General features: G+C 74.2%; 9 protein-coding genes. 7 read left to right on the top strand and 2 right to left on the bottom strand.

What is annotated here, in order from left to right:
• Positions 1 to 210: 210 nt before the first annotated feature.
• The gene (locus ACFZCD_RS21610; protein ID WP_391833218.1) at positions 211 to 2,376 is read right to left on the bottom strand and encodes a RecQ family ATP-dependent DNA helicase; all 2,166 of its coding nucleotides are present in this window, start codon (positions 2,374 to 2,376) and stop codon (positions 211 to 213) included.
• Positions 2,377 to 2,521: 145 nt separating this feature from the next.
• Between ACFZCD_RS21610 and ACFZCD_RS21615 the strand changes: the two genes are divergently transcribed.
• From ACFZCD_RS21615 to ACFZCD_RS21645, 7 genes are all read left to right on the top strand, one after another.
• Positions 2,522 to 3,940, top strand: coding sequence for a DUF4192 domain-containing protein (locus ACFZCD_RS21615; protein WP_391833220.1), 1,419 nt, complete (start codon positions 2,522 to 2,524; stop codon positions 3,938 to 3,940).
• Positions 3,941 to 4,170: 230 nt separating this feature from the next.
• A complete protein-coding gene (locus tag ACFZCD_RS21620; protein WP_391833972.1) occupies positions 4,171 to 6,108 on the top strand; it encodes a glycogen debranching N-terminal domain-containing protein in 1,938 nt (645 codons plus the stop codon).
• Positions 6,109 to 6,197: 89 nt separating this feature from the next.
• Positions 6,198 to 6,959, top strand: coding sequence for an NUDIX domain-containing protein (locus ACFZCD_RS21625; protein ID WP_391833222.1), 762 nt, complete (start codon positions 6,198 to 6,200; stop codon positions 6,957 to 6,959).
• 239 nt (positions 6,960 to 7,198) lie between these two features.
• Positions 7,199 to 9,010 (top strand): ATP-binding cassette domain-containing protein, encoded by a 1,812-nt coding sequence (locus ACFZCD_RS21630; RefSeq protein ID WP_391833224.1) that lies wholly within the window; start codon positions 7,199 to 7,201, stop codon positions 9,008 to 9,010.
• 158 nt (positions 9,011 to 9,168) lie between these two features.
• Complete coding sequence (locus ACFZCD_RS21635; RefSeq protein ID WP_391833226.1) at positions 9,169 to 10,107, top strand: FadR/GntR family transcriptional regulator; 939 nt, start codon at positions 9,169 to 9,171, stop codon at positions 10,105 to 10,107.
• Between the two features lie 443 nt (positions 10,108 to 10,550).
• The gene (locus ACFZCD_RS21640; RefSeq protein WP_391833228.1) at positions 10,551 to 12,101 is read left to right on the top strand and encodes an RNA polymerase sigma factor; all 1,551 of its coding nucleotides are present in this window, start codon (positions 10,551 to 10,553) and stop codon (positions 12,099 to 12,101) included.
• A 183-nt stretch (positions 12,102 to 12,284) separates the two neighbouring features.
• The gene (locus ACFZCD_RS21645) at positions 12,285 to 13,376 is read left to right on the top strand and encodes a S1 family peptidase (RefSeq protein WP_391833230.1); all 1,092 of its coding nucleotides are present in this window, start codon (positions 12,285 to 12,287) and stop codon (positions 13,374 to 13,376) included.
• Here the strand turns inward: ACFZCD_RS21645 and ACFZCD_RS21650 are convergent.
• The gene (locus tag ACFZCD_RS21650) at positions 13,336 to 13,566 is read right to left on the bottom strand and encodes a hypothetical protein (RefSeq protein WP_030368645.1); all 231 of its coding nucleotides are present in this window, start codon (positions 13,564 to 13,566) and stop codon (positions 13,336 to 13,338) included. The genes ACFZCD_RS21645 and ACFZCD_RS21650 overlap by 41 nt on opposite strands.
• Between the last annotated feature and the right edge of the window lie 289 nt (positions 13,567 to 13,855).

The raw sequence follows: 13,855 nt of genomic DNA on the forward strand, positions 1-13,855 counted from the left end.
CTTCGGCTGCGTGGCCACGGGCCGGGCGGCGCCGGGCAGGAGTGCGCGCCACGACGCCCGTCCCGGCGGGCCGTGGACGGACGAGAGCGGGATCGCGTCCAATTCTCGCCGTGCCGGGGGCATGCGGCAACGATCAATTGGCGCCATTGGCCGGCGGCACGCGGCATTCGGCGCCCCGGCCGCCCCCGCCGCACCGCCGGCCGGGCGCGGCTAGCCCTGCACCGCCAGCACCAGCGGGAACACCTCTTGCGCTCCGGCCCGCCGCAGCAGCCGGGCGGCCACGGCCAGCGTCCACCCCGTTTCGGTGAAGTCGTCCACGAGCAGGACCGGCCCGCCGGCGGAGGCCAGCGCCGCCGCGAGGTCCGGCGGTACGGTCAGCGCACCGTCGAGCGCCCGCAACCGCTGGGCGCTGTTGGTGCGCGGCAGCCGGGTGCCGGAGTCGGCGTCCCCGTACTCGACGGCGCCGAGCAGCGGCATCCGGCCGACCGAGGCGATGTGCTCGCCCAGCGAACGGATCAGCTGCGGCCGCGTCCGCGAGGCGAGCGTGACGACACCCGCCGGGCGGGCAGGGGCGTCCGCGGCGCCGGAGGCCCAACCGCCGGGCCCGCGGGCCCAGTCGGCCAGCACGGTCACCACCGCGGCCGCCACGTCGTCCGGCACGGGTCCGTCCGGCGTGCCCGGGGCGAGGAGCGGACGCAGCCGGTTGCCCCAGCCGATGTCGGACAGCCGCCCGAGGGCGCGGCCGGCCGAGGCCTGCTCGCCCGCCGGGATACGGCCCTTGAGGTCGACACCGACCGCGGGCATCCCCGTCGGCCACATCCGGCGCGGCTCCACCTCCACGCCCGGGCGGCCCAGCTCGCCCCGCGAGGCGTCCAGCGCCGCGGCGGACACCTCCGCGGTGAACCGCGGCCCCGTGCAGTTGTCGCAGCGACCGCACGGGGCCGCCTGCTCGTCGTCCAGCTGGCGGCGCAGGAACTCCATCCGGCACTGCGTCGTGGTGGCGTAGTCGCGCATCGCCTGCTGCTCGGCCCCGCGCTGCCGCTCGACCCAGGCGTACCGCTCCGCGTCGTACGTCCACGGGCGTCCCGTCGCCGTCCAGCCGCCGCGCACGCGGTGCACGGCGCCGTCGACGTCGAGGACCTTGAGCATGGTCTCCAGGCGGGAGCGCCGCAGCTCGACCTGGGGCTCGAGGGCCGGCAGGGAGACGGGGCGGTCCGAGGCGGCGAGCACGCTCAGCGTGCGGCGGACCTGGTCCTCCGGGGGGAAGGCGAGAGACGCGAAGTACTTCCAGATCGCCTCGTCCTCCCGGCCCGGGAGCAGGAGGACCTCGGCGTGCTCGACGCCGCGGCCGGCGCGGCCGACCTGCTGGTAGTAGGCGATGGGGGAGGAGGGCGAGCCCATGTGGACCACGAAGCCGAGGTCCGGCTTGTCGAAGCCCATGCCCAGCGCCGAGGTGGCGACGAGCGCCTTGACGCGGTTGGCGAGCAGGTCCTCCTCGGCCTGCTGCCGGTCCGCGTTCTCCGTCTTGCCCGTGTACGGGGCGACGGTGTGGCCGCAGCGCCGCAGGAACGCCGTGACTTCCTCGGCGGCCGCGACGGTGAGGGTGTAGATGATGCCCGAGCCGGGCAGCTCGGCGAGGTGGTCGGCGAGCCAGGCCAGCCGGTGCGCGGCGTCGGGCAGCTGCAGGACGCTGAGGCTCAGGCTCTCGCGGTCCAGAGGACCGCGCAGCACCAGCGCACGGGTGGACTCCTCGCCCGTGCCCAGCTGCTCGGCGACGTCGGCGGTCACGCGGGCGTTGGCGGTCGCTGTCGTGGCGAGGACCGGGACGCCCGGCGGCAGGTCGGCCAGCATGGTGCGCAGCCGCCGGTAGTCGGGCCGGAAGTCGTGGCCCCAGTCGGAGATGCAGTGGGCCTCGTCCACGACCAGAAGCCCGGTCGCGGCGGCGAGCTTGGGCAGGACCTGATCGCGGAAGTCGGGGTTGTTGAGCCGTTCCGGCGAGACGAGCAGAACGTCGACCTCGCCCGCGGCCACCTCGGCCTGGACGGTGTCCCACTCCTCGACGTTGGCGGAATTGATGGTGCGCGCGCGGATCCCGGCCCGCGCCGCGGCGTCGACCTGGTTGCGCATCAGCGCCAGCAGCGGCGAGACGATCACCGTGGGACCGCTGCCGCGGGCCCGCAGCAGGGCGGTCGCGACGAAGTACACCGCCGACTTGCCCCAGCCGGTCCGCTGCACGACCAGAGCGCGGCGGTGGTGGGCGACCAGCGCCTCGATCGCCACCCACTGGTCCTCGCGCAGTCTTGCCGTGCCCGTGGGGTCCCCGACGAGGCGGGCCAGGACGGCGTCGGCCGAGGCGCGGAGGTCTTCGTTCGTCATGCCCCCATGCAACACGAGTCCACTGACAAAGCGCGAACGAGGCCGGTCGGCTGTGGAAACCGCTGTCCACAGGATTAGTAGGACCATATTCCGGAGTTATCCACAGGCCTGGCGGGCCCAGGCGGCCCCGCGGGACTCTCGGGCCATGACGCAGCACAACGAATCAGCCCGTCCGTCCGTCCCCTCCTCCCCGTCCGCCGGCGTGCCCGGAGCGCCGGACACGAGCCCCGAGCAGCAGGTCACCCTCCGCTCCCCGGCCGAGCTGGCCGACGCCCTCCCGTATCTCCTCGGCTTCCACCCGACGGACAGCGTGGTCCTCGTGGCGCTGCACGGCGACCGGGGCCGCTTCGGGGGCCGGCTCAGGCTCGGCATCCCGCGCAGCGGCGAGGAGTGGCCGGAGGTCTGCGACCAGCTCGCCGAGACCCTCCTGACCGGCAGCAGCAAGCGCGGCAACCGCCCCGACGGCGTGGTCATCTTCTTCTGCCAGGACCCGGACACCGCCGCCGGCCAGACGCCCCAGCAGGTGATGGAGCGGCTGCGCCCGTTCGCCCAGAGCCTGCGCCGCGCCTGCGGCCGGCTGGACATGCCCGTGCACGAAGCCCTCTGCATCTCCGACGGCCGGTTCTGGTCGTACTGCTGCCCCGACCCCCGCTGCTGCCCGCCCGAGGGCACCCCTCTCTCCCTGCCCGGCACGTCGGTCATGGCGGCCGCCGCCACCTACGCGGGCATCGAGGTGCGCGGCACCCTGCGGGAGATGGAGGACCGGTACACCCCCCTCACGGGGGACAGGGCAGTTGAGCAGCGCAAGGCGCTGGACACCGCGGCCTTCACGATGGTGCCCCGCATCCTCGGCGGCGACGGCTGCGAGCCCGTGCGGCAGGAGACGCTCGCCCTCGCGCGGACCCTGGTCGACCGGTTCCACGCGGCGCCGCCGCCGCCCGGCCGTCCGGCGGCCGACGCGTGCGACGACTCCCTCCTCACCGACGAGGAGGCCGCCACGGTCATCGTGGGCCTGCAGGACCGGGTCGCCCGCGACCGGGCCGCGGAGTGGATGGAGGGCCCGCAGGCCGCTGCCGTGCTGAGGGTGTGGCGCGCCCTGGCCCGCCGCTGCGTGCCTCCGTACGCGGAGTACGCGGCCGCTCCGGTCACGCTCGCCGGCTGGGTGGCCTGGGCCGCCGACGACCAGCCGGAAGCGCGGGTCGCGCTGAGCCGGGCCCTGGCCGCCGACCCCGAGTACGTCTTCGCCCAGCTGCTCTACCGCGCGTGCAACGAAGGCCTGGACCCGGAGCCGCTCCGCCAGTGCCTGCGGCAGGAGCAGGCCGACCGCGCCCTGCAGGACGCGGTCCGTGCGGAGGTGGAGCGCCTTGAGGCGGCCACCGCGGCAACGGCGGCCTCGGCGGGACAAGGCGCCGGCGGTGCACGGAGCGTCCGCCGCCGTACGCGGCCCGGAGGCCCGGCGGGCAGCACCCGCCCAGCGGGCATGACCGGGCCTGCGGGCAAGGCTCGCGCACGCCGGAGGAGCCCCCGGAAGGGGGACTGCAGCCGGCAGGAGCGGCCGCAGTGAACCCCTGGCCCACACAGGCGGCCTCCCACACCGTGACCTCGGCGGGTCCGGCGCCGTTCATCCGTGTGGCCCGCAAACGTTGTCCGTCGTCCCGGTCCGTGACACCCACAGGGGAGCGCAGTCAAGTGCAAGGCATCGTCCCCCATGGTCAGCCGCCCCGACCCCGTCATGCGCCGCCTCAACGCCCCGCGCCAGGGCGCCCGCCCGCCCCGCAGCCCGTGCACACGGTCATGATCTGCGTCGCCCTGCCGGCCCTGGCGATCTCCGGGGAGCACGGTCAGATGACGGGGCAGGGGCTCGACGGGTTCTACCGCGGCGGGCGCCGGCTCCTGGCCCGCTGCAGTGTGCGGGTCGGCGGTGCCGAGCCGCTGCCCGTGCAGGGGCTGATGCTCGGTGCCGACCGGGCGCGCTTCGTCGGCGCGGTGCGGACGGCCGCGGATTCCGGGCCGGACCCCGCCGTCACGGTCGAGCGCCTGCGCTCGGCGGAGGGCGTGGAGCGGATCGCCCTGCGCAGCACTGCGGCCCGTGCCCTGCGGCTGCCCGTCGAGGTGTCGCTGGGCACCGACCTCGCGGAGCTGGGGGCGGTCGCTGCGGGGGTGGCCGGGCCCGAGGTCCCCGCCGGGGTGCACGCCTCCGGTCTGCGGTGGTCCACGGATGAGGCACAGGCGGCGGTCACCGCCGATCCGCCGCCGGGTGATGCCCTGGCCTCGGCGGGGCTGCTGTGCTGGGAGATCGAGCTGCCGCCCGGGGGCACGCGCAGCATCGAGCTGCGCGTCCTGCCCGAGCAGCCGGGCAGGGTGCGGCAGCCCGAGGCGGCCGTTCCGACGGGCCGCGCCGCCACGGTGCCCTGGGGCGACCCGCAGGCGGAGGGTGACGATCCGCGGGCGGGCGCCCTGCTCGCCGCCGCCCTCGACGATCTCCGTGCGCTGCTCGTGCGCGACCCCGGCAGCCCCGGCGACGTCCACCTGGCGGCGGGCGTCCCCTGGCGCTGCGGCCTCGCTCCCGCCGAAGCCCTCTGGGCGGCGCGGATGACGCTCCCCCTCGGCGTCCGGCTGGCCGCGGGGACGCTGCGCACCCTGGCCCGTACGCAGCTGAAGGGGCCGGGCCCCGACGGCGGGCGGATCCCGGGGGCGCTGCGCCATTCGGGGGCGCACCTGCCGCCGGGGTGCACCGGCATCGAAGCCACCCTGCTGTTCCCCGCCGTCCTGGCCGAGGCCCGCCGGTGGGGGCTTCCGGAGCGGGAGACGGAGGCGCTGCTGCCCGCCGCCGAGCGCTGCCTCGCATGGCTGCAGGCCGCGGCGGGTGAGGACGGGTATCTGGCGGATCCGGCGCCCGGCGGGCCGTACCGGTGCGAGACGCAGGCGCACGCCCACCGCGCGGCCCTGCTCGGGGCCGACCTCCTGGACGCCTGCGGCCGCCCCGGGGCCGAGCAGTGGCGGAGCTGGGCGGCCGATCTCCGCGGGCGCTTCCGGGAGGACTTCTGGGTGGAGGACCCGGCCGGCGGGCGCCCCGTAGCCGCCCGCACCCCCGAGGGACGCCGGATACCGCACCTGGGCGGCGCGGCCGCACACCTCCTCGACACCGGCCTGCTGGGTGGGGGAATGCAGGCACCGGGGCTGCTCGACAAGGTCCAGACGGAACAGCTCGCCCGGCTCCTCGGCGGACCGGCGCTCGACTCCGGCTGGGGCCTGCGCAGCCTCGGGGCCAAGGAGCCCGGGCACAATCCCTTCGGCCACCGCAGCGGCGCGGTCCGCGTCCACGAGACGGCCGTGGCCGTCGCGGGCCTGGCCTCCGCCGGATACGAGAAGGAGGCCGGCGCGCTGCTGCGCGGCACCCTGGATGCGGCAGCCGCCTTCGGGCACCGGCTGCCGGAGATGTACGCGGGGGAGCAGCGCACGGCGGGGAGCGCGCCGCTGCCGCACCCGGCCGCCTGCCGCCCCGCGGCCGTCGCCGCCGCGGGCGCGGTGCACCTGCTGACCGCGCTCGCCGGTCTGCGGCCCGACGCTCCGGCGGGGTGCGTGGCGGTCCGGCCGCTGCACACCGCCCCGCTCGGGGCGCTCAGGTTCACCGGGCTGCGCATCGCCGAGCAGCCCTTCGCGATGCGGATCAGCAGGCTCGGGCTCGGCATGGTCGAGGAAGCCGCCGACGGCCTGCAGCTGGGGGTGTGAGCCGGTTGCTTCCGAGGCTCGCGGAAGGGGCGCTCGCCGGCCCTTCGCAAGACCCTGTTTATCGTCAGGAAGACGACTATGATCGCTTCATGCCCTACGACCCGTCGGCCTTCCCGCCCTTCGCCGTCACCGTCGACCTGGTCGTGCTCACCGTGCGCCGGCACGCGCTGTGCGCGCTGGCCGTGCGCCGCGGCGAGCCGCCCTACCAGGGCCGCTGGGCGCTGCCGGGCGGGTTCGTCCGGGGCGACGAGGACCTGACGACCGCCGCCGCGCGGGAGCTGGCCGAGGAGACCGGGCTGCACGCCCACGACCCGGCGGGCCCCGTGCTGCCCAACGCCGCCCATCTGGAGCAGCTCGCCACGTACGGCGATCCGAAGCGCGACCCGCGCATGCGGGTGGTGAGCGTCGCGCATCTGGCCCTCGCGCCCGACCTGCCCGCCCCGCGCCCCGGGGGCGACGCGCACAGCGTGCGCTGGGCGCCGGTGGAGGAGCTGCTGGACCAGGACGCCGGCTACGGCCGCGACGGCGAGCAGGCGGCGCCTCTCGCCTTCGACCACGCGCAGATCCTCGCCGACGGCGTCGAGCGTGCCCGCTCCAAGATCGAGTACTCCTCGCTGGCCACGGCGTTCTGCCCCCAGGAGTTCACCGTGGGCGAGCTGCGCCGCGTCTACGAAGCGGTGTGGGGCGTCGCCCTGGATCCGCGCAACTTCCACCGGAAGGTGACCGGCACCCCCGGCTTCCTGGTGCCCACGGGCGGCACGACGACCCGTCAGGGCGGCCGTCCTGCCCAGCTCTTCCGCGCAGGCGGGGCCACGCTCCTCAACCCGCCCATGCTGCGCCCCGAGGCCTAGCCCTCACCGCCCCCGCCGGGAGTGCCGTGCGCCGCAGCCGCACCCGGTGACCAGGTATGCCGTGGAGTGCATGCCCATGAGGGGACACGCTAACAACTGCCTGCATTACGGAGCAATTCGGGCATATCGGGTTACGGTGCTGCCGTACGTCCCAGCGATCCTCCGCGCCCTCGGCCGCCTCGGTCACCGAGCGGGCCGAGGGGCGCCGCCGAGCCGTCTCACGCCCCGCGAGAGAAGCCATGATCCAGGCCATCGGACTCACCAGCGCCCCCCAACGCAACCGCTTCCCCGCCGTCGACGACCTCACCTTCGAGGCCCGCCCCGGACGGGTCACCGTCCTGCTCGGTGCTCCCGGCGCGGGCAAGACCAGCGCCCTGCGCCTGCTGCTGCGCCTCGACCCGGGCCGCGGTGTCGCCCTCTTCCGCGGCCGCCCCCTGGACCGGGTCCCGCACCCCACCCGCGAGATCGGCGTCGTCCTCGGAGACGTCCCCGGCCACCCGGCCCGTACCGCCCGCGGACACCTGCGCATGCTCAGCGCCGCGGCGGGCGTCCCCGCCGAGCGCGCCGACGACGTGCTGGAGGTCGTCGGCCTCACCGGCCTCGCCGGACAGCGCCTCGGCGACTTCTCCCTGGGCATGGACCGCCGCCTCGGCCTCGCCGCCGCCCTCCTCGGCGACCCCCACACCCTCGTCCTCGACGAGCCCGCCCACGAGCTCTCGCCGCGCGAGACCGCCTGGCTGCACGGCATGCTGCGGGCCTACGCCGACCACGGCGGCGCCGTCCTCGTCACCTCGCACGACCCCCGCGAGGCGGCCCGCATCGCCGACCAGGTCGTCACCATCGACGAGGGCCGCCTCATCGCCGACCAGGAGGCCGCCGAGTTCTCCCGGACCCGCCTGCGGCCGCGCGTCGCCGTCCAGTCGCCGCTGGCCGGCCGCCTCGCCCATGCCCTCACCGCCGAGGCGGACCAGGCGGCGGCAGAAGGCGGGCAAGCCATGGAGGTCGTGCAGGAAGGCGGCAGCAAGCTGTCGGTCTACGGCAGCACCTGCGCCGTCGTCGGCGAGACCGCCTACCGGCACGGCATCCTGCTCCACCGGCTGACCGAGGAGATCGGCGACACCGGCCCCGTCGCCCCCCTGACGCGCGCCGACGGCCGCCGCTCCGGCTCCGCCGCGCGCCCCGCCGACGCGTCCGGCGGTGCAGGCGCGGGCGAGCCGGCATCCGCACTGTCCGCCGAAGCCGGCACCGTCCAGCTGCCCCGCCTCCAGCCCCGCCTCCCGGCGCCCGATCCCGCCTGGCCGCTGCGGTACGAGCTGCGCCGGGCCGCCGGAGTGCGGACCGGCTGGATCGTCGCGGCCGTCGCGCTCGTCGCCTCCCTGCTGGTCTCCGTGTTCCTCGCCAGGGCCGGGTCCACCCCCGAGCCGCGCGTGGTCACCGGCTGGCCGGCCCTGCTGCCGCTGCCCCCCGCCGTCTTCGGGGCGGGGCTCATCGGCGCGCTCGCCTTCGGCCACGAGTTCCGTTACCCCGCGCTCGCCCCCGACCAGGGCACGGTTCCGCGCCGCCTCGGCCTGCTCTTCGCCAAGCTCGCCGTCACCGCCGTGGCCGCCGTGCTGCTCGCCCTCGCCTCCCTCTTCCTCGACGCCGGAGCCCTCGGGCTGCTCTTCGGCAACGACGTCGTCTCCCTCCCGCACGACTGGGCCGTGATGCTGGCGGGCTGGACGGCGCTGACCCTGGGCTGCGCCTGGGCGGGGCTGCTGGCCGCAGGGCTCTTCCGGTCGACGGCGCTGGGGGTGGTCGCGGTGCTCGCCGTGCCGACGCTCGTGGTGCCGGTGCTGGGCAGCGTGCTCGCCGAGCCGGCGGCCCGCTCGCTCGTCGGGTTGCCGGAGCGGCTGCGCTCCGCCGCGATCGTGCAGTGGCCGTCTGGTGTGGACCGCGGCGTCTCGGCCGCGCTGCGGCTGGTCTCCCAACCGGTCGGCTGGGCGCTCGCGTTGTCGCTCGGGGCGCTTCTCGGGGCTTATGTCCTCGCCGTGTTCCGCGGGCGGCCGCGATGAAGTCCGCCGCCGCGCTCGCCCCGGCCTCCGACGCCCCTTCTCACATGGAGAGTTCGCAGGCCGCGAGCATCACGCTCCGCATATGAGCCGTCTCTCAGCGTGCCCATTTCTGTCCGTTTGGCCGTCAATTGTGAGGTAATGGGCGATCACCCTTTCGTGTGCTTTTCACCAAAGACCTCAAGGGACCTCGAGGTGTCGCCGACAAAGGAGGCGTGAGTACCCTTGCGCACACCATGATGACCGCGGCTCGCCCCGCCGACTCCGGCCTCGCAGGCCCGGGCGAGCTTGACCGTTACTCCTACGGGGAGGCTCCAGGGCCCGACCGCGGGGCACCGCCCGCCTGGGACGGCGAGGCGGAGCTGAGCCGCGCCGGCCGCAGGGCCGCCGGCAGCCGGGGCCGGGGCCTGCACGGCCAGCTCGTGCAGCAGCTCGGCCAGATGATCGTCTCGGGGGACCTGGGCGCGGACCGCCCGCTCGTCCCCGAGGAGATCGGACAGCGCTTCGAGGTCTCCAGGACCGTTGTCCGCGAGTCCCTGCGCGTCCTGGAGGCCAAGGGCCTCGTCAGCGCGCGCCCCAACGTCGGCACCCGCGTCCGCCCCGTCAGCGACTGGAACCTCCTCGACCCCGACATCATCGAGTGGCGGGCCTTCGGCCCCCAGCGGGAGGACCAGCGCCGCGAGCTGTGCGAGCTGCGCTGGACCATCGAGCCGCTGGCCGCCCGCCTCGCCGCCGGGCACGGCCGCGAGGACGTCCAGCAGCGCCTGGCCGACATGGCCGAGATCATGGGCCACGCCCTGGCCCAGGGCGACTCGCTCACCTTCACCCGCGCCGACGCCGAGTTCCACTCCCTGCTCCTGCAGGTCGCCGGCAACCGCATGCTGGAGCACCTCGCCGGCATCGTCTCCTCCGCCCTGCACGTCTCGGGCGTGCCCGCCGGCGGCTGTGACCGCCCCACCGAGGCCGGCGTGGGGCACCACCTGCGCATCGTCGACGCCGTCGGCGCGGGCGACGGCGCCGGGGCCGAGGCCGCCATGCGGCAGCTGCTCATCGCCCACCCGGACGTCGAGCGCGTGGTGCCCGCACCGCGCGAGCACTGACAGCGGAGAGGAGCGGGACGGTACGAGTGGGGTCGTACGGAAGGGCCGCACGCGCCGGGCGGGAACCGGGCCCACGCGTGCGGCCGGATGCGCGGCCGTGTCCGTGAGCCGTCCGGTGGCGCCGGCGCCCCTCCCGGAACTCGGACCGGGATGCCGGGAAGCCGGGAGCGGTGGGGTGTTCTGCCCGGTTGAGCAGGCATTCGTTCCGTTTTGAGGTGTGACTCGGGCCACGGGGATTGGGCGTAACGCTCCTTGAGGCAGTGCGATGACTAAAGAGGTGGTGGACGCGGAGGGAATACCGGCCTCGTCCGGGGCGCTGTGTCCGTCTGCATCCCATCACCCGCGCGCCGTCGGTTCATCCTTGCCGGCGGTCGTCGGAACCGGTTCCCCGATCAGGGCGAGCCGGGACCGGAAGCCGTTTCCATCGTTCCGAGAGGTTGTTCGTGTCGGCCAGCACATCCCGTACGCTCCCGCCGGAGATCGCCGAATCCGAGTCTCTGATGGCGCTCATCGAGCAGGGAAAGGCCGAGGGGCAGATCGCCGGCGACGACGTGCGTCGGGCCTTCGAGGCTGACCAGATTCCGCCAACCCAGTGGAAGAACGTTCTGCGCAGCCTCAACCAGGTCCTCGACGAGGAGGGTGTGACGCTGATGGTCAGTGCCGCCGAGGCGCCCAAGCGCACCCGCAAGAGCGTCGCAGCGAAGAGCCCGGCGAAGCGCACCGCCACCAAGGCCGTCGCCTCCAAGACGGTCACGGCCAGGCAGACCGCGTCCTCGGCGTCCGCCACGTCCGCCTCCGCGGCGTACGGCGACGACGAGAGCGCGGAGGCGCCCGCCAAGAAGACCGCCACCAAGAAGGCGGCGGCGAAGAAGACGGTGGCGAAGAAGACCGCCGTCAAGAAGACGGCGGCCAAGAAGACCGCCGCGAAGAAGGACGCCGACGAGCTCCTCGACGAGGACCTCGTCGAGGAGACCCCGGCCCCGGGCAAGGGCGAGGAGGAGGACGAGACCGGCGAGAACAAGGGCTTCGTCCTCTCCGACGACGACGAGGACGACGCTCCCGCACAGCAGGTCGCCGTCGCCGGTGCCACCGCCGACCCGGTCAAGGACTACCTGAAGCAGATCGGCAAGGTCCCCCTCCTCAACGCCGAGCAGGAGGTGGAGCTCGCCAAGCGCATCGAGGCGGGCCTGTTCGCCGAGGACAAGCTGGCGAACTCCGACAAGCTCGCCCCCAAGCTCAAGCGCGAGCTGGAGATCATCGCCGAGGACGGGCGCCGCGCCAAGAACCACCTCCTGGAGGCCAACCTCCGTCTGGTGGTCTCGCTGGCCAAGCGCTACACCGGCCGCGGCATGCTCTTCCTGGACCTGATCCAGGAGGGCAACCTCGGTCTGATCCGTGCGGTCGAGAAGTTCGACTACACCAAGGGCTACAAGTTCTCCACCTACGCGACCTGGTGGATCCGCCAGGCCATCACGCGCGCGATGGCCGACCAGGCCCGCACCATCCGTATCCCGGTGCACATGGTCGAGGTCATCAACAAGCTCGCGCGTGTCCAGCGTCAGATGCTCCAGGACCTGGGCCGCGAGCCCACCCCGGAGGAGCTGGCCAAGGAGCTCGACATGACCCCGGAGAAGGTCATCGAGGTCCAGAAGTACGGCCGCGAGCCGATCTCCCTCCACACCCCCCTGGGTGAGGACGGCGACAGCGAGTTCGGTGACCTCATCGAGGACTCCGAGGCGGTCGTGCCGGCCGACGCCGTCAGCTTCACCCTGCTCCAGGAGCAGCTGCACTCCGTCCTGGACACGCTCAGCGAGCGCGAGGCGGGCGTGGTCTCCATGCGCTTCGGCCTCACCGACGGCCAGCCGAAGACGCTGGACGAGATCGGCAAGGTCTACGGCGTGACGCGCGAGCGCATCCGTCAGATCGAGTCGAAGACGATGTCCAAGCTGCGCCACCCGTCCCGTTCCCAGGTCCTCCGCGACTACCTGGACTAGACCCGGAGCGGCACAGAGCAGTCCCCACAGGGCCCGGTACCTCTTCCGAGGGACCGGGCCCTGTGGGCTGTCCGGGTGACAGTGCGGCGGATCCGGAGGCATGCCGTCCAGGTTCCGGATGCGCCGCAGGCCCTGCGGGTTGACTCTTGGTGTACAAGGAACCGCGCAGAGTCAGGAGATCGTATGCGTTCGCTGAGCTGCCTGCTGGCCGGGACGATCGCGCTGCTGGTCGCGGTCCCCGCTCCGGCGGTGGCGGATCGTGCGGTCGTCGGAGGGCAGGCCGTCAAGAGCTCAGAGGTGCCCTGGGTGGTGGCCCTGGGTAGCCGTCAGCGGTTCGGGGGCGCCAGGGCCGGGCAGTTCTGCGGCGGCGTCGTCGTGAGCCGCAGAACGGTCGTCACGGCGGCGCACTGCCTCAGCCGTGAAGTGCTGGGCGTCGACGTGAGCGAGGCGAACGACCTGCGCGTCATCCTCGGGCGGGACGACCTGCGGGGCGCCGGCGGCGCGGAGGTGGAGCCGCGGGAGGTCTGGGTCAACCCCGGCTTCGACCCGGGGACCAACGCCGGGGACATCGCCGTGCTGACCTTGCGGAACGCTGTGCCGGACAGCTACGTGGTCCCGATGGCGCAGCAGGGCGACGCCGCCTACCAGGCGGGCGGGCAGGCCACCGTCTACGGCTGGGGCGACGTCCTGGGCAACGGCACGTACTCGAACATCCTGCGCGGGGCGCGGGTGCGGATCCTGCAGGACGCGGCGTGCGAGCGGGCCTATCCGGGAAGCGCGGACGGGGTCTACCGCCGGGCGTCCATGCTGTGCGCCGGAATGCCGCTGGGCGGGCGGGACGCCTGCCAGGGCGACAGCGGCGGGCCGCTGGTGGCCAAGGGCAAGCTGGTGGGCGTGGTGTCCTGGGGGGCCGGCTGCGGCCAGCCGCTGTACCCGGGCGTCTACACCCGCATGTCGGCCTACACGGCGCTCGTGGCGGCGCACAGCGGCGATGCGGCACGGCCGCCGGAGGCGCCGGCCCAGCCGCCGGCCGCCCAGCCGGCCCCGGGGACCGGTCAGCAGGCGGCGGTGCAGCCGCAGAAGCCGCAGGGCGGGAAGGGTCCCAGGATCGCACCGAGGAACGCACGAGAGCGGGCGGCCTCCCCCGGTGTGGGGGCAGCCGCCCGCGGCTGTCCGGCTCGGGGCCGGACCTCGCTCGTCGTCGGATGCGATGTGTCAGCGTTCCGCTACGGACTCAGCGGTCCTCGTCGGGCGCAGACGCCGGGGGGGCGGTGAGCCGCTCCGTCTCGTCCTGTATTTCCGCGGCGATCTTCTTGAGTTCTGGCTCGAACTTGCGGCCGTGGTGGGCGCAGAAGAGCAGTTCACCGCCGCTCATGAGAACGACGCGCAGGTAGGCCTGAGCGCCGCACCGGTCGCAGCGGTCAGCGGCCGTCAGCGGGCTCGCGGGGGTCAGAACAGTAGTCACGTCGCCTCTTCTCTAGCTCGACGAGCTGTCGTACCAGGGTCAACATCCAACCAGGCCGAAAACGTTCCCGCTCGCGGCTTTTCCTCGAAAGTTCCTTCCGAGTGTCTTCCGAGTCGGCCAGATCTTGACGGTTGGCGGCGAATGAGCCGTATTGCGTGGGCCTACGGTTTCACATCGCTGGGGGCTTTCGTCCTCACCGGCCGGCTTGCCGGTGTTCTTGAGGACGTGCCCGGAGCCTAAATGGTTCATGCCTCCAAGGGAACGTGATGTGCACGTCACTCCATCGTGT

Source organism: Streptomyces sp. NPDC008001 (assembly GCF_042958085.1).
In the GTDB taxonomy this organism is placed as follows: domain Bacteria; phylum Actinomycetota; class Actinomycetes; order Streptomycetales; family Streptomycetaceae; genus Streptomyces.

Excerpts from the sequence above, each read along its gene's own strand:
- ACFZCD_RS21610 (WP_391833218.1), bottom strand. The coding sequence starts at position 2,376 with ATGACGAACGAAGACCTCCGCGCCTCGGCCGACGCCGTCCTGGCCCGC.
- ACFZCD_RS21615 (WP_391833220.1), top strand. The coding sequence starts at position 2,522 with ATGACGCAGCACAACGAATCAGCCCGTCCGTCCGTCCCCTCCTCCCCG.
- ACFZCD_RS21620 (WP_391833972.1), top strand. The coding sequence starts at position 4,171 with ATGATCTGCGTCGCCCTGCCGGCCCTGGCGATCTCCGGGGAGCACGGT.
- ACFZCD_RS21625 (WP_391833222.1), top strand. The coding sequence starts at position 6,198 with ATGCCCTACGACCCGTCGGCCTTCCCGCCCTTCGCCGTCACCGTCGAC.
- ACFZCD_RS21630 (WP_391833224.1), top strand. The coding sequence starts at position 7,199 with ATGATCCAGGCCATCGGACTCACCAGCGCCCCCCAACGCAACCGCTTC.
- ACFZCD_RS21645 (WP_391833230.1), top strand. The coding sequence starts at position 12,285 with ATGCGTTCGCTGAGCTGCCTGCTGGCCGGGACGATCGCGCTGCTGGTC.